The sequence below is a fragment of the Martelella radicis genome, from assembly GCF_014196625.1.
Lineage (GTDB): Bacteria > Pseudomonadota > Alphaproteobacteria > Rhizobiales > Rhizobiaceae > Martelella > Martelella radicis.
Genome location: NZ_JACIDZ010000001.1, coordinates 180,970 through 206,277, shown reverse-complemented (window position 1 = coordinate 206,277; position 25,308 = coordinate 180,970). Strand labels below are relative to the sequence as shown.

Below are 25,308 nucleotides of genomic sequence, written 5' to 3'. Positions count from 1 at the left end.
CACGACGAAACTCGCAACTGGAGTGAAAAATCATGAAACGACTGTTCTTCGTTATCGCACTGGGCGCACTGACCGCATGCTCGGCCACCGAAAAGGGCGCAACGGTCGGCGGACTTTCCGGCGCAGCCGTGGGCACAGCCGTCACGGGCGATGTCGGCGGCGCGGCACTTGGCGGCGCTGTGGGTGCTGCTGCCGGCGCGCTGATCGGCCGCGCAAACGAGCCGGGCCGTTGCTACTATCGCGATGCCAATGGCGAACGTTACGTCGCCGCCTGCCCAAACTGACTAGAACGGAGAAAGGCCGGTTTCATGACCGGCCTTTCTTCTGGCAGACGACAGCAGTCTGAGCCGCCTCAGTGAGGCGGCTTCTTATTTCGCATCTGACGGACGAAGTTCGGCTACTCATCAAAATCCGACGGAACATGGCTGTCGACGCCGATCAGCACGATCGCGTTTTCCACATCGCGCACGCCCTTGACCGAGAGCACCAGGGTTTCGAGCTTCAGGCGCTCCGGCTCGGTTTCCACTTCGCCGCTCAGCATCGCCACCCCATCGCGCACCGTGACGGTTACAAGATCAGCGTTGAAGCGCTCATCTTCGTCGATCAACCGGGTGATGGCATCCGACAGGCCGTCATCGTCAACCGTCGTATCGTCCGGCTCAGGCGCCAGACGCTGGGCGGTGTGGACAGCGGTATCCTCCGAGACCTGAGCGCCCGGCGTTTCGCGCCGATCCAGATTGGCCGGATTGGCGTCATAGGGCGCATTGCGTTCGCCCTTCCGGTTTTCCTCATCCGAATACGGCCAGCCGTCATCGAGATTGCGGTCCTCGTAATCGCGATAATCCTCCTCGCGCGGCGTTTCATGCGGCTTCGTCTTTGAACCAGCCATGGCGTTTCTCCTTTCAGATGTCTGTGCGGAAGAAACGGCTGGGAGCGACAAATGTTCTCCCCTTTTGAGCGAAGTCGGGCGAATGGACCTGCCAGGCGTCTCGGAACAAGACCGGCCCGGAGGTTTTTAGACATAAGGATGCTCATTCAAAGCGCGCGGATTTTCACCGCGCCAAATGCCAAAGGAGATGAAACATGCCCGGATGGCTTCATCTGCTCGCCATCATTTCCCTCCTCGCCGGCCTCGGATCCGCGATCATCATCGCTGTCGATGTCTTCAGGAACCCCCAGCATATGTGGATCATGAATGTGGTCTGGCCCCTTGTCACGCTGTTCGGCTCGGCTGCGGCGTTGTGGGCCTATTTCCGCTATGGCCGGCTCGCCACCCGCGCAGCCCATCACCGGGCCATGCAGAACCATGAGAAGCCGCCGAACATGACTGACACACCCTTCGCCGTAATGGTTGGCAAGGGGGCGGCCCATTGCGGCTCGGGCTGCGCGCTCGGCGATCTGGTCGCCGAATGGCTCGCCTTCCTCGTCCCGGCCATCGCCGTCTGGTTCGGCTGGCAGACGATCTTTGCCGAGAAGATGTTCGCCGTATGGATCCTCGACTTCATCTTCGCCTTTTCCTTCGGCGTGATCTTCCAGTATTTCACGATCAAGCCGATGCGCGGCCTGACGCCCGCTCAGGGCCTTATCCAGGCGGTGAAGGCCGATTTCCTGTCGCTGACGTCCTGGCAGGTCGGCATGTACGGCTTCATGGCCTTTGCCCAGTTCTTCCTGTTCCGCCACTTGCTTGGCGTGAAGCTCGAAGTGACGACGGTGGAGTTCTGGTTCATGATGCAGATCGCGATGTGGGCAGGGTTCATCACCGCCTATCCCGTCAACTGGTGGCTCGTTTCCAAGGGCATCAAAGAGAAGATGTAAGGCTCAGCAGCCGCCGATGGTCGAACGCACGATCGTGTTGAGCGCCCGATCGGTCGCCTGATCGACGACGCCGGTCGGCGCAAAGCCGTATTGCGTCTGGAAGGCGATCACCGCTGCCCTCGTCTTTTCGTCGAAGACCGGGTCCGGATAGGCAAGGAACAGGCCCAACCGGTTGAGCGAGGCTTCCAGCGCCGTCACCCTCGGCAGCATGTCGCCGATCTCAAGTTCGGCGAAGATCACCTCCGGCTCGGCAATGCAAGCCTCGTCCTCCACGGGCGCAAGCCTGAATTCGCCCCGAAGCTCGCCGCCATCGGCGTCAAACACGTTGGCAAGCGCACTATCGATCAGTTCGTTGTCCTCCAGCCGCAGACGTGCGCTTCTGAAATTCAGGCCGCCGCCATCAACAAGGGTCAGAAAGGCATTGCCGCCGTCGCATTCGATGCTGCAATGAACTTCTTCACCGTCTGAACAACTGGCCAGGGTGCCGAACCGCTCGTTAGGCACATCCCAATAGCTGAGACTGAGCGTCATCAGGTAGGGGCTGTCGCTGTCCGAAGGGTCGAGCCTGACCATCATGTTGCGGATTTTGCTGTCGCCACGTTCGAATTCCCCGGCAAAGCACGTCCCGCTGATCGCCTCGGCCGTGCCTTGTTGGCTGAAGGCTGCAGAAGCGGCCAGAACGGTGAACAATGAAACCGATGCAATGACCGAAAATTGCATCATTCTTCTTATCGTCATCGCCAATTCCCCATCAGCATGAAGGGCGCCCAGAAGATCGGGTGGTCGAAATCAAAGGTGATCGGCGACCCCGGATCGGCGGGAAGGCCGAGGCGGCCCGCGGTCTGGAAGACGACGCTCTCCCGGTCGAGCACGTCACGATCGCCGATCCGGCGCTGAATGAATTCGCGCTGGGCGGTTGCCAGCGCCTCCGCCTTCGACAATCCGCCGAACTCCCTGAGCTCGTAGAAACGCTGCATGATCAGCGGCGTCGATATATCGAGCACCGGCCAGAGCGTGGCCAGCGTCGCCTTGGCGCCGCGTTCGCCGGTGATCTTGGCGAGGCTTTCGATCTCGCGCCCGTCGGAGCCGGGATTGGCGCGGCCCGTCTCGCAGGCAGACCAGGTCAGCAGATCAACATTGGAAAAGTCGAAATCCCCCGCTCCGCCCTTGATTTCGCTGATCGGAAGGTGCTCGCCGGTGCCCAGAAGCAGATAGGAATCGTCCTCCGTGTTGCCGAGCACGAAATGGGAGGCGACATGAACCGTTCCCGCCCCGACCGGCGACGACCCGCCGATCGTCAGCGCCTCGGAAAGCGCCGCCCTGTCGAAGGCCTCGTCGAGCGCCAGTTCGCCCTCCATGAAGCCATAACGTTCCTCGCCGCTCAAGAGTCCGCCGAATTCCAGCGCCACGCCAGGAAGTTCGGAAAAATCGCCGACCGCCCGTGTCAGTCCCAAGCCAGCGAAGGGCGTCTCGGCCACGGCGACGCCGGTGATTTCGCTCTCGCTGCTGGTCAGGCTCGCAACATCATAACGTTCCACCAGATAGCGCTCACCGTCATAAAGCGCCTGATAGGGCAGATAGCGCAGGCGCCGATCCTGCGAGACCAGCAGAAGATCGGGATCGATGCGGGCAAGATCATCGGCGACCGGGTCGATCAGGAGATCGTAGAGCAACTCGCTCTCGGCGCGCGGATCGCTGTAGAAATCATTGAAGGCAAGATGGAGATCGGCAAGCGCGCCGTTGAGCGTCGCCTCGGAAAACGGTTCCCCGTTCCAGCTATCGATCGTATAGCTCAACTGCTCATCGCGCGATGTCAGCAGAATGTTGAGCCGGTCCGGCATGACGAGATAGTGCAGCGCTACCGCATTCGTCTCAAGTCCTGAAAGGATGGTGGCCTGCACGGATTGCTCCGCAAGCGGGGTCTCGCTTGCCGGCGCGCTTTCCTCCAGGTCGGAAAGCGCAGCGAAAATGGTCTGGAGACCGGCCTCATAGGCAGCGTTCGCCGCAGCAAGATCGGCGTTCAGGGCGTTGAGGCGCTCTTCCTCGGCATCTGTCAGCGTTCCCGCCTCCTGCCGAGAAATCAGCGCATCGCGCTCGCGTACATCCGAAATGCTCGGCGGCTGAAGCGCGTTGATGGCGGCCTGGAGCACTGCTTCCTCTTCCGTCAGCGGCAATGTCGCAAAGGCGTCGCCGACGAAATCGAGATCGCGATCGGTAAACTGGAAAGCCTCGAAATCCTTCAGGAGGCCGAGCACGAATTCGGCGTCACTCAGCCGGTCTTGCTGAATGAAGAGATCGGCCAGCCAGCGATAATTGTCGGCGATCAGGTCGCGGAAACAGCCGCGCAGGTCCTCCGGCAAAGTCGCGAGGTCCGCCCGCACGACCTGCAGCCGGTTGATCGCCTGCTTAGCAAGCAGCACGGCAAGCGAATCCGAGCCGAGCGCAAAGGCCCGTTCGCTGGCATTGGAAAGATGGCAGACGCGGGTGAGCTCGGCGGAAAGCGGCCCGTCGGAAAGTTCGCGCAGCCGGTCGAGCCTCAGCTCTGCGGAAAGCGCGGTCAGTTCCATCGCGAGAGCCTCGCGATTGTCGCCAGAAGCTTGCAGCGCATCGCCGTAGCGGCGGGCTGAATTGACGAGACCGAGGCTGGTCCCGCCGCGCGCGCGCACCTCGGCGAAGGTTTCAGCGGCCGACTGAAGATCCGGCAAGGGCGGCTCGACCTCGGGGTCGGCGGCGCGGATCAGTCTCAGAAAGTCCGCAGCCGCCTTGTCTCCATTGGCTGCCATCAGGCCGAGAAAGCCAACAAGCCCCTCCGGCAAAGACTGCAGGTCGCCGGGCGCGCGGTTCTCGACCAGGCGCCGGATCGTGGCGTCGCGGAGATTGGTTGCCTGCTCGTCGAAACGGGGATCGGCCAGTCCGCTCAGTTCGTAACCCTCGGCGCGCTGAGCCCGCTCCGCAGCCCCTCGGAAATCACCATATGCGGCAAGGACATCGACAAGTTCGAGCGAGTCCAGAGCCTTCAGTCGATCAAACCCGACAGATACGAGATCGGCGCCGTAACGCCCGGCGGAAAGCTGCTTGGCGACATTTTCGCAACTTTCCCAATCATCGTCACAGACGCGCTCCAGCGCCGCCTCCGCCGCTTTCACCACTTCGGGACCGGCAAGCGACGCCCGCGCCAGCCTGACATCATACGCTACCGCCCCGACGGCCGATTCTCGCCGGGCCTGCGCGCCGTCAAAGTCATCCGGGGCTTGCTCATAGCGCTGTTTGAAAAACTTGAGAGAATTTTCCGCAGCGTAGTCGGAGAGCTGCGGAAAGGCCTCGATCAGCCGCACCAGCTTGAAAAGCGCGTCCGTATCGCCGTTGTCCGCAGCGATCGCCAGCCATTTGGCGCCCTCGGCCTCATCGAGCACCGCACCGCATTCAGCGCACAAATTCGTCTCGGCCAGCCTTGCCGCGAACGCCGCAGACTGTTCCGCAGCAGTCGTGATCAACGCGTCTCCGGCAGGCGACAACAACGCCGGACTGCCGTCCATCATCCGATTGGCGAGAAAATCTGCGATCCAGGAATAAACAGACGCCCAGTCGGCGTCCGGCCCCCTGTCGGCGATCCGTTCCTCAGCCACGCCAATCAGCGCCTCGTACCAAAAGAGTGCCTTCGCGATAGCCTCGGACGTGTTCTTGTCAGTCCTCACTGCCAGTTGCGCCATCGCAAAGCCCTCGCCGGCAGCGGCGGCCTCCTCGTAAAGCCGCAAGGCGCGCTCCGGATCTTTCGCGCCGCCCTGCCCGTATTCCAGCATCAGCGCGAGATGAGCCATGGCGTAAGGCGCTCCCTTGTCGGCGGCATCCTCCAGCAAACCACGAGCGCCTGCGGCGGACTTGCCGAAGGTGGTCGCTCCCTGCAGCATGCGTTCGGCAAGCACATATTCATAGGCGGGCCCGGACGTGGCTTTGAGCGCCTCGAATGCGCCTGGATGCGCAAGCACGACATTGGCAACACGGCTTGTCTCGTCACGGTCGGAAATTGAGAGGACGAGGCCGAAATCGCTCGTGGTAAACATGCCGATAGGCACGTCATAGGTCTGCACCTCGCGCCACTGGCTCTGGCGCGCCGCTGCCTCTACCGTGAAGGGGATCGCGGCGCGTTCAGATTCCATGGCCGCGAAATAGTCCGCCTCCCCCCAGGCCGGACCGTCATAACCAAAAAGCTCCGCGACGGCGCTGACATGACTTTCCGCGCCCGTCGATGCTGTCGCCGCCCCTTCCGGCAGAAGCGAGACGACAGCCTCCCGCTCAAGTCCGCTGAAACGTCCGCGCGCAGTCATCTGGTCGAAGGCCGGCCCAAGCGTTTCACGCACCCACGGTCGGTCAAGCGGCGGCAATTGGTGGGCCGGGTAGAGAAAATCGAGAAGCCTGATTCCCTCGCCATTTTCGGCGACAACGCCTCCCCCGTCTTCGCAGGCCCTGCCCGTCACCGGGATATCGGCAATGGCGGCAAGATCGGAAACCGTGGGGGTGAACTCTCCGTCGCGCGGCTGCAGGCCCAACCCTTGGCGCATGCGGTTCCACGCCGCCCGGCTGGCGGGGCCGAAGGCGCCGTCGAGTGCGCCCGCATAACAGCCGTGACGCATCATCAGCGATTGCGCGAGCCGGAGGTAGTCGTGAAAAAGCGAATTGAAATCACGCTGGGTGAAGCGGAGATCGCTGAGCCCGACATAGCCGTAATTCAGATCCTGAGTGGTCATGCTGACGACCAACGGGCAGAGGCGATCGCCATAACGTTCCACATCTTCCGCCATGGCACCGAGTGCCTCGGGCAGAAACCCGGCGACGCGCTCAAGCCTGCCATCCGCCAGATCGAGACTGTAGCCCTCGTTCTCCCAGATTCCGGCACCGCGGGCGATATCGTCGACCTTCATCGCGGACCAGGCCGAAAATGCCGTTACCATGAACTCGTTGCGCGTGCCCAAGTCCATACGGGCGAAGAGGTCCTCCGAGATGCAGGAAAGGCCCGAAAGCGCACTCGCTGCATGCCCGGAACCGGCATCGCCGGGGCGGCCTGCCCCTGACGAAGGCGGCAAGGCCGCGTTGTTGGCGCGAATGCTGGCGACGATCTCCGGAAAGGCAGCCTCATAGGCGTCCCGGTCGTCGCGCGAATAGCGAAAATGCAGCGCTGAAAAGCAGTCGCAATCGTCAATCCGGATATAATAGGAGCTGGCGAACGCGTCGCTAGCGGGGGTTCCGATCGTGACGCTACATTCACTGTCAGAAGTAAAGCGTTGATCTGATAACGTAAAACCATACTTGCGCCAATTCGCCACGCGCTCATCGACAAGCCGGGCGCAATCATCATACCCGGTATCCTGAATCAGGCGCAGATTGCCTTCGACCGGGCCGATCGAAAACTTTCGGTCGACACCGTCCACCTCGAAGTCGGCGCCGTCCGGAAGCGTGGCATCAATGTCATAGCGCACTCCGTTCCGGTATATCTCCAGGGCTCCGGCTGCTGGCGCGAAAACCAGAGAACCGAGCACCAGCCAAAGAGCAGTCGCCGCAGCGGCAAGCCGCGCGGTCTTGTCTTCCGATCGCTCCCGTCGATTGCGCATTCCCGCCTCCGGCTTCTATCTAGATCTGCCAAATGTCACTTTGCCATCCGCCTTTGCGGAAGGAAACACTCGAAACGAAGGCCGACGCTCAGCCTCCGCCACCCTCCGCCTGGTCGTTCCTCGCCGCAGGCGCAACATCCTTGGTACGCGTATAGGAGAAGTCCGGCTCCGCCCTCAGCCGCACCTCACGCGGCGCGATCGAAATGCCGGCCTCGCGGAACATGCGCCGGACGGCATCGTAGACAACCGAACGCAGCGCGAACTGCGTTCCCGGTTTGCATTTGTAGACGATGCGCAAAACCATCGCGCTATCGTCGATCATCACGATGCCGGCATTTTCGAGCGGCGCGACAAGGCTCTGGCCATGCACGGGTTCTGCAAGCAACTTCTCGTTCAAAACCCTAAAGCGCGGCTCCAGCCCGTCGAGATCCGTTTCCAGCGGCAGCCGGAACTCCAGCCACATTGATGCCCAGTCGCGGGATTTGTTTGCAATGGTGCGGATCTCGCCGAAGGGAACGGTGTGGATGGCCCCAAGCGGATGACGAATCTGGACCGAGCGGATGCCCGCCCGCTCGACCGTGCCGCTGGCAACGCCAACATCAACGAGATCGCCAACGCGGAAAGCGTCGTCAACCAGGAAGAAAATGCCGGAGATGATGTCCTTGACCAACGTCTGGCTGCCCATGCCGATCGCGATACCGACGATGCCGGCGCCGGCAAGCAGCGGCAGAACGTCTATGCCGAGCGCCGAGATCGCGATGATGGTCGCAATGGAGGCGATCGTGATCAGCAATGTGTTGCGCACCAGCGGCAGCACGGTCGCAACCCGGCTCTGACGCGCGGCGCGCGCGGTTTCGGCCTCCCCTTGCGCATAGGCTGCCTTGAGCAGCATGCGCTGCGAGCCGATCAGCACCAGGTGCCAGGCCACATAAGCGAGAACCAGCGTAACGAGAAGCTGCGTCAGCGACGGCATGATGGCGGTGATGCGCGGATTGGACAACCCCTGCCAGGGTCCGCTCCAGAGCCGGATCAGCGCCAGAAGCGCCGCGAGCACCGCCGCTGCCTGCCCGAGGCGCGCGAAGAACTGGGCGAAGGTCGGCACGTCTTCCGGCAGCGCCATCTGCGGCTCTGCCGCTAGCGCTGCCCGCCGCCTTGCTCGATCGCGGGCATCGGCGCGCGCCGCCCAGTCATCCATCAGCAGGCAAGCGATGACGAGCCCCAGCAGAACCATGAAGCTGAAGACGGCAAGCGTTCCGGCCTGCGGCCGGTTCAACAGCAAGAGCACCGACGTGCCGAACCAGGAAAGACAGATGTAGAAGATGGCGAAGAGGTGCCAGACTGCGCTCAGCGATTTCCACCCCAGGCCGCGGCTGCGCCCTGCCGGATCGGTTGCAAGGATCGCCGCCACGGAGAAACGATTGCTAAGACAGGCGAAGATCAGCAGCAGCGTGACCGCAGATCGCGAGACGAGCGAAAGCGTGAGCGTCTCATCGGCCGGCATGCCGGCCTGGCGGAGAAGCGAGGTGGTGGCAAGAAAGAAGATCGCCAGCGCGAAGATACCGACGGACTGCCAGTAGAGCCTCCCGGCAGACTGATCGGAAAGTGCGACGATGCGAAGATCGGGCCGGCGCGGCGACAAGGGTATGCGCGCCAGCAGCGCGAAACCGCGCATGGCGAAGAACGCCGTCAGATAGGTGACGACGAAAAGCTGTGCACCGGGATCCGCCTGCACGCTCATCAAAAGCGGCCAGCCGCCGACCATCGCGAAGATCAGGATGCCCGCGCAATCAACGGCAACATGGATGGCCCTCTGCACCGGGCTCTTCTGGTCGAGGCCGGTCCTCAATCTGCGGAAGATCATTCGGAAGACTGCCTCGGCAGCAGCGCCGATACCGAGACAGAGAACCACCCGAAAAATGATCGCAGCGAGGCTGAATCCATCTTCGCTCAGTGAACGCAGAAAGAAGGACACTTCGGCGGGAAAGTCGCCGAGCCCCCACATCAGGGCCTCCAGCCTCTGGGAGGCCGCCGTCGCATTGTCGGCGAAGAAAGACAGGACGGCGCCCAGGCGCTCCAGCGGCGAAAGCTGAACGGGCGTTTGTACAGTCCCCTGGGCCTGAACCGCAGCCGGCAAGGCCAGCAGGATCAAGGTGAATACGGCAAGCCTCACCGACTTGTCTCTCCTCACGGCGTACCCCCCTCACCACGGGCAAAGACGGAAGCGCGCGGCAAGACCCGCCACGCATAGCGATCGACCCAGACATCCGACAAGGCGCCGCCAAGCCCCATGCTTCCGCGCGTCCTGCCGCGCCGGGCGGCATCTTCGAGAACGCCGGAAAGCGCACTGGCGGCGGCCGAGCGCGTCCCCTCCCGGCCCGTGCAGTTTTCCAGAACGCCGGACAGGTTCAGCGCTTCGGCATTTTCCTCAAGCTCGCTGACAAGGACATAAAGCCGCTCATACCCCGCCGAATAGGGCACCGGTCCCGGACAGTCCGAACACATCACCATGGGATCGCCGAGGTCGCGCAGGGCCTGATCGCCTTCCACAAGCTCATAGTCGACATTGACGCAGTATTGCGCGTCGATATGGATCCGGTTGACGTCGCGCTGGCCGTCTCGCTCGCCGGCGGCACGGAACCGCAACAGATCGCATTGCTTGAGATCGTCCATGCCCTGAAGAGGCGCAAAACCCGTTTCCCTCATCGACCGCAACGCTGCCTGGCACTCGCGGCGTGGATCAACCCGCGCGCCGGGTTTCGACAGCGCTTCGATGGGGCTCGCATTGCGTTCCACATCGACGGCGACCGGCGAGGGATTGAAGGGGCTGGCCTCTTCCCCGAGCGCATCGAGCGTGCGCGCCAGACGTTCCGCCCTCAGGACGCGCCCGAGAAGCTGCACGAGGCGCGGCTCATCCTCCGCAAGGCCGAAGGCAAGGCCCGCCGGCGCGCCATCGATCGTCGCAGCCGGGCCGAACCAGAGCGTGTTCTGCGAGAGTGCAATCTGCACATCGAATATCTCGGCCGGAAATTCCGCGCCGATCCCGGTTCTTGCGGATGCGTCTTCGAGAGCCGCCGCGACCATTCCGCTTTCCGGTGCGTCGGGCGAAAGCGGCTGGCCGGTTTCCGCGTCGAACACTGGCGAGAAGGCGATGGTCAGCGTGACCGGGCTCAGCTCGACCTGGGCGAAACGCGCCGCCTCGGGCAGACCGCCGGCAAAGGCGCAAAGCGTGCCCGCTTCCGGCACGCAGTCATCGGCAACCGGTCGCAGAAAAGCGCGGCGCGGTTCGACAGCCTCCACCTGCGCATAGCCGAGAACGGCATCTTGCGGGTCGGAGATATCGGCGACAAGGGCCAGCAGCGTTCCCTCTTCCAGTCCATGCAGCCGACCGGCATCAACAGCGTCTCCGTCAACGAGAAAACGCGTCGGGCCGGCGCGGCCTTCCTTTCCGAAGACCGGCTCGTCGATCATATCGCCCTCCCAGAGCGGCGTCTGCACCGCGCCCATTCCGAAACCGCTGCCGCTGTTCAGTTCGGAGAGAACGGACTGGAAGAGCTGGCGGTAGGTGAGCGTTTGCCCGCTCTCAAGCCGCGAGGCGATCGCGGCGGTAAAAAGTCCGAACCATTCGCTGTCATCGGCGACCGTGCCGTTGCTCATATCGACTTCGCGGGCGACATCGTTCGAGCGCGTCGCGTAGAAGGCGATCAAGCGACCGCTTCCCTCCGCCTGCCCGACCGCATCCGGTCCGCTATCTACCGATCGGACCGAGCCTCCGGCGCGCGCTGCCGCAAGATCGATTCCGAGCAGCGCCGGGCTGACCTGTCGATCGGCCACGCCGCGTGCAAAGGCGCGCGTACCGCTGCCCGAATGGCAACTATCCATAACGAAGAAGACATCGGCGCCGGTCGATTGTATTTCGGCAAGCAGCGATCCGATTTCATCATCGGTGATTGCATTCGGCACCAGGCCGGATCCGGCTTCGGCGATCGCGGTGTCGGCTGGCAGGAATATCTCGTCCAGCCCGTCGGTCTCATCGCCCTCGGGATCGAGTTGGCGCGAACCATGGCCGCTGAGATGAATGTAGACCTGGTCACCCTGTCTTGCGCGCGCCGCAAGCCCTGAAAAACCGTCAAGAATCACCGCCCGCGTCGGCCGCCCGTCCGCCTCGTTCATATCGCCCAGAAGCGTGATGTCGGAGAAACCGGATGTCGCGAGCACGTCGCGCATCAGCAAGGCGTCGTTTGTCGGTCCGAGAAGATCGGGAATGTTCGGGTCGTCATAGCCTGCCACCCCGATGATCAGCGCGCGGGATTCGGCATGCGCTGCGGATGCTCCGAGAACGAATGCCAGCAAGCACAGGCGGAACAGGTGTTTCATGCGATTTCTCCGAACAAGAACAACAATATGCATTCACAGATCAAGCGGCGGCCGACGCTGCGCCCGTTCGGAGGAGATCGGCTGTTTACTTAGTCATCGCTGACGATAGACTAGCAGATGTTCAATCGTCAATTTCACAGGCCTGAAACATGCGTCTTGCGCGAATTGCCCTCCTCTCCCTTCTGCCGCTGCTTGCGGCCCCGCCAGCTTTCGCCCAGGAAACGGAAACCTTCGACCCGATCGGTTTCGAGCTTGAGCTGGCTGCAGTCGAAGAGCCCGTTAAGCGGCTCGCCATGGTGGAAACGGCAATCGCCGCGCTTGAGCAAATGCCGGATCCCGATCCGGAGATCTATTTTGACCTTTCGGCACTCCGGCTCGAAATCCTGCAGGAAGCGGGTGAAACGGCGGCGGCGGCGGCCGCCGCCGAGGGGCTCGCAGATTTTGCGATCAGGATGAGCGCCGTTCTTGATCGCAATCCGCTCCCCTATCTGGACCTTGCCGCCGATCTCTACGGCGAGGCGGGAGCCTATCGCGAGGCCTTGCGCGTTCTCGACACGCAGATCGCCTATCGCCGGAACGGCGGACAGGCCGGCCAGGTGCTGGCCGAACTCTTGAACCGCAAGGCCGAGATCGCCAGGTTGCGCGGCGACACGGCTGCCGCCGAGGAATTCGCCGGCCAGGCCAACTTCGCGATCATGTCGATGCGCATGAACAAGCGCAGCAACCTGGAGGGCGGTTTCAGCGCCGTCGACGTCTTCTATGCAACCGACCGGGCGCGCACTGGCAATACCGATCCCGCCGACTTCTACGGCTATGGTCGCGGCGACCTCGAATATGGCGTCGTCACCGTCACCATTCCCGATACCCATGTGCCGGGCGCGATCGAGACGCCCTCGATCTGGAAACTGGAGTTCGGCCCCTCGCCCGCCAAGCATGTGATGGTCCAGAAGGTCGACCCCATGCAGGCGAACGCCTATTTCGCCCGGATGAACAGTGAACTCGAGGCGCGCGAGCGCAAGGAGATCGTTGTCTTCATCCATGGGTTCAACACCCGCTTCGATGCCGCCGCCAAGCGCGCCGCCCAGCTTGCCTATGATATGGACTATCGCGGCGTTCCGGTGCTCTACTCCTGGCCGTCGGCCGGCCAGACGGTGCGCTATGTCGCCGATACTGCCGTGGTCAGGCTCAGCGGCAGGCGGCTTTCCATGTTCCTGGAGGACCTGCGCGACCGATCCGGCGCAGATACGATCCATATCGTCGCCCACAGCATGGGTAACCGCGCACTGACTGATGCACTGGAGCTGATGGCGCTTCGAAACAGCGTCACGGAAGGCAACGATCCGGTCTTCGGCCAGGTTTTCTTCGCCGCGCCCGATGTGGATGCCGGCCTCTTCAAGGAGATGATGAAAACCATTCATCCGCTGGCCGAACGTCTCACCCTCTATACCTCGGAGAATGACTGGGCGCTGGTCGCCTCGAAGAAGCTGCATGGCAATGCGCCGCGTGCCGGACAGGGCGGCGACAGCGTGACGACGGATGAGCTGTTCGACACGATCGACATGTCCGATCTCGGCGAGGACATGCTGGCGCATACCTATTTCGCAGACGACAGTTCCGCCCTTGCCGACATCGTTTCGCTGATCTGGCGTAATCCGCCGCCGGGCGTGCGTTGCGGCATGACGGAGACCGTTACCGAGGCCGGAGAAACGGCCTGGAAATACCGGAAGGGCGGCTGCTTCGACAAAATGATGATCGGCATGATCAGCCATCTGTGGAGCAAGTCCGAGATCACCCGCGAGGACATCTCCGCCCTGATTTCCGAACTTGTCACCGACGAGGCGGCCGCAAGCGAGATCGAAGGCCGGCTCGACACCTATATCGCGCCAGAAGGACAGGGCGCGAATTGAGGCCTGCGCCCTTGTCTCCGCCGGGCCGGTTGTTGCCGTTTGCCGTCTGGCTCCTCGCTCTCCTGGTCCTGGTTCACCCGGCGCGAGCCCAAGAGCAACCGGCCCATTTCCAGTCTCTGTTCCAGCGGTTTTCGACCCTGTTTCAGGACGGCGACTACATCGCGGCCGCTGACGTAATGGAAGACGCGATCGAGATCTATGACCAGGCTCCTGGAAATCCGGTCGAGCGCGCAAGCCTCGCCTATTACCTGGCGCTCACCTACGTCAATGCGGGCGATGCGTCCGCAGCTCTCGATGCGAGCCAGGCCGCGTTGGCGCACCGCCCGGAACTTGTGACGCGCTATCCGGAATTCTATTGGATCGAGGGCTGGGCCAAGGCGAGATTGGGCTTCCTCGCTCAGGCCGCATCATCCTATGCCGCTGCGACAGGGCTCGCCGAAAGCTACAATGCCAGCCAACCCGACCGGTTCGCGCCCGAGACGATCGCGGCCACGCGCGTGCAGGATGCCTATCTGACGAGCCGCTCCTTCAGCGTGCCCGCTCCGGAACTGACGATCGATCCGCTGCGCTTGGCGATCGCCGAATACGAAGAGATCACTGGAGCGGCCAACTACGACTATCACTATCTTCTCGCCCAGGCGCTCAATGCACAGGGCTTCGAGATCGAGGCGCGTTCCGCCTATCTTGCGCTCATAGCAGCGGCGCCGCCGAGCCTCCGTGCAAAGGCGCTGGCCCGTCTCGCCGTGCTGGAATGGGAGCTTGGCGACCACGATGCCGCTTCAGGCACGGCGCGTGCGGCCCTTGAAAATTCCGAGAGCCTCGACGAGGCCCGCGTCGCCGTTTTGCGTTCGCTTCTGATTGTCGCCGGTGCGACGGAGATCGATGAAGCGGAAGTCGGCGCGCTGATGAACGAAATGGCCGTCATTTCGGCGAAGGGCGACAACCTCGTCTACGAAGACGGCGTCGACCTGCTCGAGATCGTATCGATCATGGTCAGCGCCCTCGATGACAGCGTGCTTGATGATCCGTCAGCTCTGGAGTTCGTCGATAATACGCTTGCCACCCTCTCCGAAATCGGCGCTGTCTTCACCTCCGACACGCTCGCCCAGCACAAGCTTTCCGATACGCGGCTGATGCTGGCCCGGACGGCGGAGGCGCTCCGTATGCACGACAGGGCGCGCACGCTCTACCAAGATGTGTATTACTCTACAGCCGCCTCCCTTCTGGAGACGGCGGAAGCCGCCGCCGGCCTTGCCCGGCTCGGCCTGACGGTGGAAGGCGAACTGCGCGACGATCTCAGCCTGCGTCTGTCTCTTTCCGAAACAGCCGCGGGCTCGGCCGAAGCCTTTCTTGCCGGCATTCCTGCGCGCTCCGAAGGCCTTCTGCAGCAACAGATCGCGCGCCTGTCCGAGATCATGGAACAGGGCGTCGATCTCGGCTTCGACCTTCTGGAGGAGAGCATGATTGCCGGGCCGATGGATGCCGTCAATGTAAATGACGGGTTCAGCCAGACCGGACCATATCTCTTCCCCTTCGAGAATGCGCTCGACAAGGGCTACGCCTCATCCGCCGGCGAGGGCTACTACGCAAAGATGCTCGATGACGCCTTCAGGCAGATCCAGCTTGCGCGCCAGAGCAGCGCCGCACGCGCGATCGCCGCGATGACGGCGCGGATGAGCGCCGGTTCTGATGAGCTGGCGCTGCTTTTGCGCAGGCGCGATGCCCTGATAGCCGAGCGCAACCGCATCCTGGAACGCGCCGGCGACGAGGCGATCACCCGGTACGACCTGCTCGCGGACATCGAACCAAGGCTGGATGCAGTTGAGGCCGAGCTTGACGCCGCCTATCCGGCATTCCGCGATCACATCGCCTTCCGGCCGCTTGCCCTTGACGAGGCGCGCGGGTTTCTGCACCCAGACGAAGCGCTGGCAACCTATCTCCTGACAGACCGCGGCCTGCACGTCTTCGTCGTGACGCCCGAAAACGTGATCTGGGAACGGACTCTCGTTGACAGGGACTGGCTCGACGAAACAGTACGCGAACTGCGCAAGGCGCTTGATCCGCGCGGGCCGCTGCGCGCGCCGGTTCGCGGCGCGATGACGCCGTTCGATCTCGGCGAAACGCCTACCGCGTCGCCCGAGGACGGTTTCGACCTCGCGCTGGCGCATACACTTTATGAAAAGGCGCTCGGCCCGGTGCTGACGCTTCTTCCCGAAGGGACAACCCTGCTTATCGCGCCCGACGGGCCACTGCAGGCGATACCGTTTGCGGCAATGGTTGCCGAAGCGCCGGAGGAAAAACTGACCGGACCGGAGCGTTTTCGCGCAGCGCATTGGGCAATCCGCGACAATGCGTTTGCCACATTGCCCCTGCCTTCGACACTGCGCGCGCTTCGCGCCGATGGCGCCCCGGAAGCGACGGGCGGTTCGTTCCTCGGCATAGGCAATCCGCATTTCCGCCAGGATCCGGCCTGGTTGAACCTTGCGCCCTTGCCTGAGACCGGGTTCGAACTGGAGACCCTCAACGCAATCGTTGCCGATGACGGCGGCAATCTGCTTCTGGGGGATGCGGCCAATGAAAGCGCGCTTGCGGCAGCCGACCTCAAGAGCCCCGCCATCATAGCCTTTGCAACTCACGGACTGATGGGCGGCGAAGCCAACGGGCTGCAGGAGCCGGCTCTCGCCCTGACCCCGCTTGACGATGCGATTGACGGCATGGCGGGAATGCGCGACGGCCTGTTGACGGCAAGCGAAATCGCGGAGCTCGATCTTGATGCCGATTGGGTCCTGCTTTCCGCCTGCAACACCGCTCAGGGCGAAGATGGCGAAGGCTCGGAGGGCCTTTCCGGGTTAGCGCGCGCGTTCTTTTATGCAGGCGCGCGCCGTCTCGTCGTTTCGCATTGGGCAGTTCAGAGCGACGCGACCGTGGCGTTGACAACCGGCATGTTCGAAGCGCTTACTGAAGCGAACGGGAATGACAGCGGCGCGAAAGCGCTGCGCAGGGCTATCCTTGCCATGATCGACAATCCAGACGCCCCATCCTGGAGCCACCCCGGCATATGGGCTCCCTTCGTCACCGTCGGCTGGTAGCTCCATCGCCTTCGGCCCCCGCTAGCCCGAAAGACAATGCACGCAGCGCGTTGAGAACCACGGCCAGGTCGATCGCCTCCTGAAGAAGCGCACCGGCGACGGGATCAAGATGGCCGGCTGCGGCAAAGCCCATTGCCACGACCGAAAGCGTTATGCCGGCGATCATGCTCTGATAGGCGATCCGCATGGTGCGCCGGGCAATCGCGAAGACGGGCACCAGAAGTCCGAGATCATCGAGCAGCAGAACGGCATCGGCCGCCTCGATGGAAGCAGCCGAACCGCGCGCGCCCATGGCAACGCCGACATCGGCGGCCGCCAGCGCCGGCGCGTCATTGACGCCGTCGCCCACCATCATCACCGGGCCGTTCTTGCGTTCGGAAAGCACGGTCAGGACTTTCTGGTCGGAGGTCAGGTCCGACAGGACCCGGTCGAAACCCAGTCCGGCAGCCATGTGCCGTGCGGCAGCGCCTGCATCGCCCGTTGCGAGCAAAATGTTTTCAACACCATTGGCGCGCAATGTGTCGAACACGGCCCGTGCGCCCGCGCGAACCCGGTCGGAGAAGTGGATCTCACCGGCGAACTTTCCGTCAACCAGCACATTGACGACCGAGGTGCCGGCCGCCACCGCGCGCCTCTGGCCACGCGGCAAGCCCCCTCCGCCACGACAGTGAGTTTCGATGAAATGACGGCCGCCAACGACGACGCGACGCCCTTCGACGACGCCCTCGACCCCCTCGCCCGGCGTCTCGACGACCTTCTCCGGCTGGCTGAGCGAAAGGCCCCTGGTCTTGGCGTTCGAAACCAGAGCCGAAGCCATCGGATGCTTGCAGGCAAGATCCAGCGATGCGGCAAGCTGAAGCAGTTCGTCCTCGCCGTAATCATCGGAGACGTGGATGGCCGTCAGTCCGGGCCTTCCGACAGTCAGCGTCCCGGTCTTGTCCAGAACCACTGAACGCGCCGAGGCAATCGCTTCGATCACCTTGCCGCCTTTCAGCAGAATGCCGCGCCGGGCCGCGCAGGAGACGCCGGACATCATGGCAACCGGAACAGCCAGGATCAACGGACACGGCGTGGCGACCACCAGAACGGCGACAACCCGCAGCGGATCGCCGGTGAGCCACCAGGTGGCAGCCACGCCGAGAAGTGTCGCAGCAAGAAAGAACAACGCATAGCGATCGGCGAGCCGCGCCATCGGCGCCTTGGCGGCCTGTGCCCTTTCGACAAGCCGGACGATACCGGCATAGGTGCTCTCGGCCGCAGCCCGCCGAGCCGTCATGTCGAAGGCATTGCCGACATTGGTCGCCCCGCTCAAGAGGCTGCCGCCCGAGGACTGGCGCACAGGCTCGGCCTCGCCCGTCAGCGCCGATTGATCGAGAACGGCCGAGCCGGAAAGCAGTTCGCCATCGGCCGGAATGACATCGCCCCGCCGGATCATCAGCCTGTCGCCCGGCAGGATCGTCCCCACCGGCACCTCCTCGGTGCGTCCGTTGCGATAACGCAGCGCCGTGCGCGGAGCGCGCGCCAGAAGCGCCGTCATTTCGCGTCGCGCCCGCCGGTCGGCAAGCACGTCGAGATAGCTTCCACCGGCATACATCAGGGCAACAATCGACGCGGCCAGCGTTTCGCCGAAGGCAAGCGCTCCGCTCATCGACAGGGCTGCCAGAAGATCGATACCGAATTCGCCGCGCTTCAAGGACGCGACCGCGTCAACGATCAAGAAGGCAAGCACAGGCAGGGTCGCCGCGAACCAGGCTGCAACCGACAGGTCGGAATACCCTGCATAGCGGGCAACAAGGCCCGTCGTAAGGCCGACTAGAGGAAACGCGACGAGCAGTCGCCTCATCTGTTCGCGGGACATCATGGCATGCGCCTTTCGCGGGCCCTCCGGCCCTCGCTTCTGCTGTTCATCAAGTCCATTCTTGATGGAAGCAAGAAAGCGACAATGATCGAGGTCATATCCACGCACAAACCGCGAAATGAAAGCCTCGAGCGGCTTGCCCACCGCTCCATGGCGCGATGGCTCAGGCGCCGATCCGGCCGATCGTCCCGCCGGGCGTATAGGTGACGCCCTGAACCGCCTTGATCACTGGCGCCTCGGGTTTTTCCACGCGCCGCCGCAGAAGCCGGATCGCTTCTTCTGCCATCCCGATCCGATCATAGCAGATCGTGTTGAGCCGCGGCGCCATCATCGCCGACCAGCTTATGTCGTCGAAACCGATGATCGAAAAATCGTCCGGGACGGTCAGCCCGTTCTCGCGCGCGGCCTGGATCGCGCCGATCGCCATGAGGTCATTGCCGCAGACCATGCCCGTCCAGTCCCAGCTTTCGTTCTCGCCAAAATAACGCTTGAAATATTCAAGCGCCGTTTCGTGGCGGTCATGGCCGATCACCAATTGCTCGCCGCTTGCATCCGGACATTCCGAAACGGCGTCGAAAAAGCCGCGCATGCGTTCGCGCGGGCTGTAGCGCAGATTGCCCGCAACGAACAGAAGCCGCCGGTGCCCGGCATCGAGCATCGCCTGTGTGGCAAGCTTCATACCGGCGTAATTGTCCACGATGATGCTGTCGAAACGCATCCGCGTGTCAACATTGTTGACGAGTACGAGGCTTCCATTTTCTTGATAAAATTCAGCAACTTCCGGTATCGGGTCAACATAGAACATGAAAGCAGTCGCGGTCCCGTGCTCCTCCGCCTGACGCGTTACGAAGGCCAGATCCAGATCCTCCTCCGGCAAGAGCTTTGGAAACAACCGCAGGCCGATATCGGCGGCGGCAGCGACCATGCCGTCATAGGTTTCCTGGAAGATCGGGTGCAGACCGCCGGTCACCGGATGCATCGGCAGGTAGACGACGGTCTTGATTGCGGCTTCGGAAGCGCGGGTCGGCTGCGCCCTTTCCCTTTCACTATACCCAAGCTCCTCGGCAATGCGACGAACCCTTTCGCGCACCACGGGACTGATCCGCGTCGCGCCGCCCAGCGCACGCGACACCGTGCTTATCGAAACATCGGCCCTGAGCGCGATGTCCGCCTGACTGATTCTCTTGCCTCTGATCGTCATCGAAACCCTCCCCGTCTCGCGTTAGCGCAACCGGCCCCGCCAGCCATGAACCGCTCCCCGTCGCTTCATCAGCAGGACCCAAACGAGCAGCATCGCTGCAATACCGATCAACAGGGATTGCTGCAAGTCGAGGTAATCGCCAAGACCGCCCAGCGTCACCGCCCCCAGGGCCGGCCCGACCCTGAAAATGATACCATGCAGGGACATGACCCTGCCACGCAGATGTGCGGGGCTTCCGAGTTGCAGCACCGTCTGCGAGGCCACACCGCCGGCCGCAAGCGCACCGCCGAAGATGACGGCGCCGATGAGCGCAATCGCGGTATTCGCGGTCAAAGCCAGAACCAGAGCCCCGAGAACGGCCAGCAGCGTGCCCCACACTGCAAGCGGCACCTGCATGCGCGCGCCGCCGATCATGTTGGCAAAACCGGCAATGATGGCGCCGAGGCCCATGGCGGACGACAGCAGAGCAAGCGTTTCAGCCCCGCCGTCAAGAACGCGATCGGCGAGTTCCGGCAGAAGCTCACTGATCGGACGGATAAGAAAGGCAGCCGTCGCATAGAGCATGAACACGAACGCGACCGTCGGCTCCACGAAAATCTGGCGCATGCCCTCGGCGATTTTCATCCAGATAGAGCCGTCTGCCGAAAGCCGAGGCAGAACATTGAACCGCACGACCATCAGCATCACGAAAAAGACCCCGGCAAAACCAGCCGTCACGACGAGCGAGATCGCTCCGCCAAAGGCAGCAATCAGACCGCCCGCTATCGCAGGTCCCGCAAAGCGGGCAAGGTTGAACAGGATCGAGTTGAGCGAAATCGCGGTCCCGAGTTCCCGGTTGTCGGCAAGCCCGGTGATCGCCGCCTGGCTGGCAGGCTGGGCAAAGCCGACGACGATGCCGTTGACCGCCATCAGCGACAGCAGAAGCGGAATGCTCAGCCCCCCCTGCATCGCGAGGAAGGCAAGCGCTGAATAGATGCAGACCGTCGAGAACTGGATCCGCATCAACAGGCCGCGCAGGTCCGCCCGGTCGGCGACCACGCCGGCATAAAGCCCGACAAGAACCGTCGGGATCATCTCGGCAGTCACCGCGAGGCCGACCCAGACCGATTTGTGCGTCAGTTCCCAGGCGAGCCAGGCAATCGTCGTCTTGAACATCCACTGCGCCAGCAGACCTGACGCGTTTCCCAGCGTATAAAGCGCGAAATTGCGCCGGGCAAACAGCGTGCGCAGATCCGTGGCTGCCGACATGACTTCCCCTATCGCGTCAGGCCGCGGGCATCGACGCGCCATTCGGAGAGGCTGCCGTTCTCGAGCACCAGGACAGAATCGTGGAGATTTGAGACGGGACAGACGTGGTTGGGAACGATGCGCAACCGCTCGCCGATCTCCGGCTTCGTCTCGCAGGCGGAAAGATCCACCATGCCATGCTCCTCGGTCAGCCGCTCGATCACGGCATCGGGATATTCGCGGATCAGGCCGTGACCGGGGCCGCCCTTGCCTGCCGGATCGCTGGTCAGCGATTTCGTGCCGGCATCGATGATGGCACGATCGGGCGTCGGGCGGCTGACGACGGTGACGACGACGTCGAAGGCGCAATCCTCGAGCTCGGCGTGGCCAACCCCCATCATCATCCGGTCATTATAGAGATAGGTGCCGACCCTCAATTCATCGATCACGCCGAACTCATGGGTCCTGAAGGCATTTGCCGTGCCGCCGCCGGAAACTTTGGGGATGGAGAGGCCGGCCGCGGCGAAGGCATCACGCGCTTGCTTGATGAAGGGCACGGAAGCCTCGCTTGCCGGATAGGTCATCAGACCGTCGAAACTGAGATGCGGCGTATCCGTGACCTTTTGCGCAAGGTCCAGAGCCTCGCCGACAGTGACGACACCAGTTCGACCAAGCCCGCTGTCGAACTCGACCAGAACGCCGATATCCGCATTGGCCATCTGCGCCGCAGACGCCACGGTTTCAAGCGCAACGAGACTGTCGATCGCCACGCTCATTTTTGCGCGCCCGGCAAGGGCAGCCAGCCGCTTCGCCTTGACCGGGCCGATCAGCGGATAGGAGATAAGGATATCCTCAATCCCGGCATCGGCCATCACTTCGGCCTCGCCCAGCTTCTGGCAGGTAATGCCCTTTGCGCCGAGTGCAAGCTGACGCTCGGCCAGCTTCGCGATCTTGTGGGTCTTGATATGCGGGCGAAGCGCAATGCCGTGGCGGTCGCAATAATCCTGCATCCGCTTCAGATTGGCATCGACGATTGCAAGGTCAATAACGGGAACGGGCGTATCGAGGTCTTCGGTCTTCAATGGATCAGTCCTTCCTTCGGCCTTTCGGCCGCCTGCATGCCCGTCATATGCGCTTGCCGCTTGTGGCATCGAAACAATGTTCCTTGCCAGCCTGCGGCTTCACATAAAGCGTCGAACCGGATTCAGCCTCCAGACGCCAGCGGAAAAGCGCAACCACCGACTGGCCGGCGATTTTTCCGTAAACGTAAGTATCAGCCCCCGTCTGCTCGATCAGGTCGACGACCAGCGGCAGGCCCTCGCCATAGTCGGCGAGCTCCACATTTTCCGGTCGGATACCGACCTTTATCGTCTCGCCGACCTCGGCCCTGATGCCCTCCGGCAGCGTCATCGACACCGAATCATCCAGCACGGCCATGGGCCCGAGATCGGAAGACACTACCTCGGCATCCAGAAGGTTCATCGAAGGCGAACCGATGAAACGGGCGACAAACAGCGTTTCCGGCCGATCATAAAGCTCAAGCGGCGTGCCGATCTGCTCGATATGCCCGCCATTCATCACCACGATCCGGTCGGCAAGCGTCATGGCTTCGATCTGGTCGTGAGTGACGTAAATGGAAGTGCGCCCGACCTTCTTGTGCAGCGCCTTGATCTCGGTGCGCATCTGAACCCGCAACTGCGCATCAAGGTTGGAGAGCGGCTCGTCGAAGAGAAACAGCGAGGGTTCGCGCACCACCGCGCGGCCCATGGCAACGCGCTGGCGCTGGCCGCCGGAGAGCTGGCGCGGATAGCGCTCCAGATAGGGCTGCAGGTTGAGGATCTCGGCGGCCCGCTCGATCTTGGCGGCGATTTCATCCGGTTTTTCGCCGCGCAGTTTGGGGCCATAGGCGATGTTGTCGCGCACCGTCATATGCGGGAACAGGGCGTAGGACTGGAACACCATGGCGATGTTGCGCCGCTGCGGCGGCACGGCATTGGAGCGGTGCCCGCCGATCAGGAGGTCGCCATAGGAGATGTCCTCCAGTCCGGCGATCATGCGCAAAAGCGTCGACTTGCCGCAGCCCGACGGGCCGACGAGAACGACGAATTCGCCATCGGGAATACGCAGGTCGATGTCGAACAGGACCTGATTGTCACCGTATTGCTTGTTGATCTGGTTGAGGACGAGATCGGCCATGCTACTGGTCCTCCAGGGTCAGTTCGCGCGACATGGCGAGATTGCCGGCCATCAGTCCGCCATCAACGGGCAGCGTGACGCCGGAGATGAAGCCGGCATCGTCGGACGCCAGAAAGGTGATCGCCTTGGCGACATCGACCGGTTGGGCGACCCTCAAAAGCGGATACCACTTCTTCAGCCCGTCCAGCACATCGGGCTTTCGCGCGATACGATGGTCCCAGGCCGGCGTCTGCACCGTGCCGGGGCAGACGATATTGGCGCGGATATTATGCTCGCCATATTCCGTCGCCATGGTGCGGGTCAGCGAGACAAGCCCGGCCTTTGCCGCGCTATAGGCCGGCTGTCCGAAAGTGGCGAGCCCGTTGACCGAGCCGACAATGACGATCGAGCCATGCTTCTTCGCCTTCATGCCATCGATCACCACGCGCACCGTGTTGTACTGGCCGGCAAGATTATCGGCGACGTCCTGACGGAAACGGTCGGGCGAGGTCTTGTCGAGCGTGGTCGTGGCGCCGCCGGTATTGGCATTGGCGACCACGATATCGACATCTCCCAGTTCCGCGACCGCCGCATCGACGGCAGCCTGCAAGGCGTCGATATCGGTAATGCTCGCGGCAGCGCCGGCGACCGGATAGCCTTCAGCCTTGTAGCCCGCGACCGCCGCATCAACGGCCTCCTGCTTGATATCGGCGATTATCACCCTGGCGCCCTCGGCCAGAAAGTCCTTGACGACAGCCGTGCCGATACCACCGACGCCGCCTGTGACAAGCGCGACGCGCCCTTCCAGTCTCTTCATGTCAGTTCCCCGTTTTTATAAGCATTCATCGCCCGGCCGGCCCATTCGAGACCGCTCTGGCGGACATGTCCGTAATTGTAGAAGCCAAATCCATCGACGCCTGCGTCAGCCAGTGCCGCAACGGTCGCGGCAAACCCGCCCTCCTCCGGATAATCAGGCGCTGCCGGCCGCAAAACGGCACGAATGGAGGCGTCTGATCCGCAACGCAGACGGATCTCGTCATACTCGGTCATGGCCGTTCGCCGGGGCGGCCGGTAGAAACACACCTCCAGCCCGTCCGCCGCCTTCGACAGCGCTGCAAGGTCAGAGCCTTCCAGATAGGAAAGACCGAGCGGCTGGTTGACCGAGGGAATGATGTAGACGGCAGCATCCTCACGCACGGCGGCGCGAATTTCACCGACAAGCGAGGTCACAACATCGCAGCGCATCTTCAGAAAAGCGGATAGATCGGGATCGGTAACAAGGTCGCCCTCGAAGCGCGCCCGATTGGCTTCGGGGTCCGGCTCGTAATCGGCTTCCAGAGCAAGGCAGATGCGGCCTTGAACCCGACGCTTGAGCCCATCGAAGTCTACACCAGCCTTTTGCGCATTATTTGCGCATTTTGCGCAAAAGCAAAGCCCCAGATAGGTTTCAGTACCCGGCATGGACCCGAGCAGCGCAAATTCGTGATGGTAGCCGTGGCGGAACGGCAGGAAGCCGGGCGTCTCGAGCGACAGCCCGCTGACGCCCGGATTGCCGGCGATTTCGCGGCAGAGATTGACCGCATACTCGCGCACATCCGGGTGGGAAGGACACAAAGAGTAAGGGTAGCGATCGCCAAAGGCGTTTTCGGCCGTGCAGTCCGGAAACTTCTCCCCCAGATAACTGTTGTGCAGCAGCACCGTCCAGGCATTGAGCGCGATGTCATTCCGCGCCGCAAACCGTTCGAAGATGTCGTTTTGCTGCGCCAGATCGCCTGTATCCGGCGCAATCCGGCCGTAATTCTCGCGTCTCGAGCGGAAATGGACATGGCCGTCCTGCGGAAAGAAAACCTTCGATCCCTTGCCCTTCGGCCGGGTGAACTTGCCTGCGTGATAGGCTGCGGCAAGGGTCAGCGTATTCATGCCAAGCCGATGCAATTCCTCGACAAATGCGTCGTCGTTCCAGTCCGCAACGTCCCATGTATAGGCAAACATGGCGCGGTAATCTGCCGTTTCTGTTCCCGTCTTCAGTCTCTTCATTATTGTCCCGCTTGATCGA

At 62.7% G+C, this 25,308-nt stretch carries 16 protein-coding genes; 4 read left to right on the top strand and 12 right to left on the bottom strand.

The window, feature by feature from the left end; all coding sequences use genetic code 11:
* Window positions 1-32 precede the first annotated feature (32 nt).
* Window positions 33-284 carry a glycine zipper domain-containing protein gene (locus tag GGR30_RS00920; RefSeq protein ID WP_183481279.1) on the top strand — a complete coding sequence of 84 codons (252 nt, stop codon included), beginning with the start codon at window positions 33-35 and terminating at the stop codon, window positions 282-284.
* A gap of 113 nt (window positions 285-397) precedes the next feature.
* Here GGR30_RS00920 and GGR30_RS00915 read toward each other — a convergent pair whose 3' ends face one another.
* A complete protein-coding gene (locus GGR30_RS00915; RefSeq protein ID WP_183481276.1) occupies window positions 398-889 on the bottom strand; it encodes a BON domain-containing protein in 492 nt (163 codons plus the stop codon).
* A gap of 194 nt (window positions 890-1,083) precedes the next feature.
* Between GGR30_RS00915 and GGR30_RS00910 the strand changes: the two genes are divergently transcribed.
* Entirely contained in the window at window positions 1,084-1,815 is a 732-nt protein-coding gene (locus GGR30_RS00910; protein WP_183481273.1) for a DUF4396 domain-containing protein, read from the top strand.
* Between the two features lie 3 nt (window positions 1,816-1,818).
* Here the strand turns inward: GGR30_RS00910 and GGR30_RS00905 are convergent, their stop codons facing one another.
* From GGR30_RS00905 to GGR30_RS00890, 4 genes are all read right to left on the bottom strand, one after another.
* Window positions 1,819-2,553 carry a peptidoglycan-binding domain-containing protein gene (locus tag GGR30_RS00905; RefSeq protein WP_183481270.1) on the bottom strand — a complete coding sequence of 245 codons (735 nt, stop codon included), beginning with the start codon at window positions 2,551-2,553 and terminating at the stop codon, window positions 1,819-1,821.
* Complete coding sequence (locus GGR30_RS00900; protein WP_183481265.1) at window positions 2,550-7,421, bottom strand: CHAT domain-containing protein; 4,872 nt, start codon at window positions 7,419-7,421, stop codon at window positions 2,550-2,552. The genes GGR30_RS00905 and GGR30_RS00900 overlap by 4 nt, the downstream gene beginning before the upstream one ends.
* 88 nt (window positions 7,422-7,509) lie before the next feature.
* The gene (locus GGR30_RS23635; RefSeq protein WP_183481262.1) at window positions 7,510-9,609 is read right to left on the bottom strand and encodes a mechanosensitive ion channel domain-containing protein; all 2,100 of its coding nucleotides are present in this window, start codon (window positions 9,607-9,609) and stop codon (window positions 7,510-7,512) included.
* The gene (locus GGR30_RS00890) at window positions 9,606-11,795 is read right to left on the bottom strand and encodes a caspase family protein (protein WP_183481259.1); all 2,190 of its coding nucleotides are present in this window, start codon (window positions 11,793-11,795) and stop codon (window positions 9,606-9,608) included. Before GGR30_RS00890 ends, GGR30_RS23635 begins: the two co-directional genes overlap by 4 nt.
* A gap of 149 nt (window positions 11,796-11,944) precedes the next feature.
* Here GGR30_RS00890 and GGR30_RS00885 point away from each other — a divergent pair, with 149 nt between their 5' ends.
* A complete protein-coding gene (locus GGR30_RS00885) occupies window positions 11,945-13,702 on the top strand; it encodes an alpha/beta hydrolase (protein WP_183481257.1) in 1,758 nt (585 codons plus the stop codon).
* Window positions 13,699-16,791, top strand: a complete 3,093-nt coding sequence (locus GGR30_RS00880; RefSeq protein ID WP_183481254.1) for a CHAT domain-containing protein — start codon at window positions 13,699-13,701, stop codon at window positions 16,789-16,791. The genes GGR30_RS00885 and GGR30_RS00880 overlap by 4 nt, the downstream gene beginning before the upstream one ends.
* Here GGR30_RS00880 and GGR30_RS00875 read toward each other — a convergent pair.
* From GGR30_RS00875 to GGR30_RS00845, 7 genes are all read right to left on the bottom strand, one after another.
* The gene (locus GGR30_RS00875; RefSeq protein WP_183481251.1) at window positions 16,775-18,652 is read right to left on the bottom strand and encodes a heavy metal translocating P-type ATPase; all 1,878 of its coding nucleotides are present in this window, start codon (window positions 18,650-18,652) and stop codon (window positions 16,775-16,777) included. The two genes, GGR30_RS00880 and GGR30_RS00875, sit on opposite strands and share 17 nt — an antisense overlap.
* Window positions 18,653-18,812: 160 nt before the next feature.
* Window positions 18,813-19,850: a LacI family DNA-binding transcriptional regulator gene (locus GGR30_RS00870; RefSeq protein ID WP_183481248.1), complete on the bottom strand. Its 1,038-nt coding sequence runs from the start codon at window positions 19,848-19,850 to the stop codon at window positions 18,813-18,815.
* Between the two features lie 21 nt (window positions 19,851-19,871).
* Window positions 19,872-21,098, bottom strand: coding sequence for an MFS transporter (locus GGR30_RS00865; RefSeq protein WP_183481245.1), 1,227 nt, complete (start codon window positions 21,096-21,098; stop codon window positions 19,872-19,874).
* 8 nt (window positions 21,099-21,106) lie between these two features.
* Window positions 21,107-22,159 (bottom strand): alanine racemase, encoded by a 1,053-nt coding sequence (locus GGR30_RS00860; protein ID WP_183481242.1) that lies wholly within the window; start codon window positions 22,157-22,159, stop codon window positions 21,107-21,109.
* Between the two features lie 43 nt (window positions 22,160-22,202).
* Window positions 22,203-23,273: an ABC transporter ATP-binding protein gene (locus GGR30_RS00855; RefSeq protein ID WP_183481239.1), complete on the bottom strand. Its 1,071-nt coding sequence runs from the start codon at window positions 23,271-23,273 to the stop codon at window positions 22,203-22,205.
* A gap of 1 nt (window position 23,274) precedes the next feature.
* Window positions 23,275-24,069, bottom strand: coding sequence for an SDR family oxidoreductase (locus GGR30_RS00850; protein WP_183481237.1), 795 nt, complete (start codon window positions 24,067-24,069; stop codon window positions 23,275-23,277).
* Window positions 24,066-25,289 (bottom strand): hypothetical protein, encoded by a 1,224-nt coding sequence (locus GGR30_RS00845; protein ID WP_183481235.1) that lies wholly within the window; start codon window positions 25,287-25,289, stop codon window positions 24,066-24,068. The genes GGR30_RS00850 and GGR30_RS00845 overlap by 4 nt, the downstream gene beginning before the upstream one ends.
* Between the last annotated feature and the right edge of the window lie 19 nt (window positions 25,290-25,308).

Excerpts from the sequence above, each read along its gene's own strand:
- GGR30_RS00920 (WP_183481279.1), top strand. The coding sequence starts at position 33 with ATGAAACGACTGTTCTTCGTTATCGCACTGGGCGCACTGACCGCATGC.
- GGR30_RS00910 (WP_183481273.1), top strand. The coding sequence starts at position 1,084 with ATGCCCGGATGGCTTCATCTGCTCGCCATCATTTCCCTCCTCGCCGGC.
- GGR30_RS00870 (WP_183481248.1), bottom strand. The coding sequence starts at position 19,850 with ATGACGATCAGAGGCAAGAGAATCAGTCAGGCGGACATCGCGCTCAGG.
- GGR30_RS00850 (WP_183481237.1), bottom strand. The coding sequence starts at position 24,069 with ATGAAGAGACTGGAAGGGCGCGTCGCGCTTGTCACAGGCGGCGTCGGT.
- GGR30_RS00855 (WP_183481239.1), bottom strand. The coding sequence starts at position 23,273 with ATGGCCGATCTCGTCCTCAACCAGATCAACAAGCAATACGGTGACAAT.
- GGR30_RS00865 (WP_183481245.1), bottom strand. The coding sequence starts at position 21,098 with ATGTCGGCAGCCACGGATCTGCGCACGCTGTTTGCCCGGCGCAATTTC.
- GGR30_RS00845 (WP_183481235.1), bottom strand. The coding sequence starts at position 25,289 with ATGAAGAGACTGAAGACGGGAACAGAAACGGCAGATTACCGCGCCATG.
- GGR30_RS00915 (WP_183481276.1), bottom strand. The coding sequence starts at position 889 with ATGGCTGGTTCAAAGACGAAGCCGCATGAAACGCCGCGCGAGGAGGAT.
- GGR30_RS00885 (WP_183481257.1), top strand. The coding sequence starts at position 11,945 with ATGCGTCTTGCGCGAATTGCCCTCCTCTCCCTTCTGCCGCTGCTTGCG.
- GGR30_RS00890 (WP_183481259.1), bottom strand. The coding sequence starts at position 11,795 with ATGAAACACCTGTTCCGCCTGTGCTTGCTGGCATTCGTTCTCGGAGCA.
- GGR30_RS00875 (WP_183481251.1), bottom strand. The coding sequence starts at position 18,652 with ATGATGTCCCGCGAACAGATGAGGCGACTGCTCGTCGCGTTTCCTCTA.
- GGR30_RS00900 (WP_183481265.1), bottom strand. The coding sequence starts at position 7,421 with ATGCGCAATCGACGGGAGCGATCGGAAGACAAGACCGCGCGGCTTGCC.
- GGR30_RS00905 (WP_183481270.1), bottom strand. The coding sequence starts at position 2,553 with ATGACGATAAGAAGAATGATGCAATTTTCGGTCATTGCATCGGTTTCA.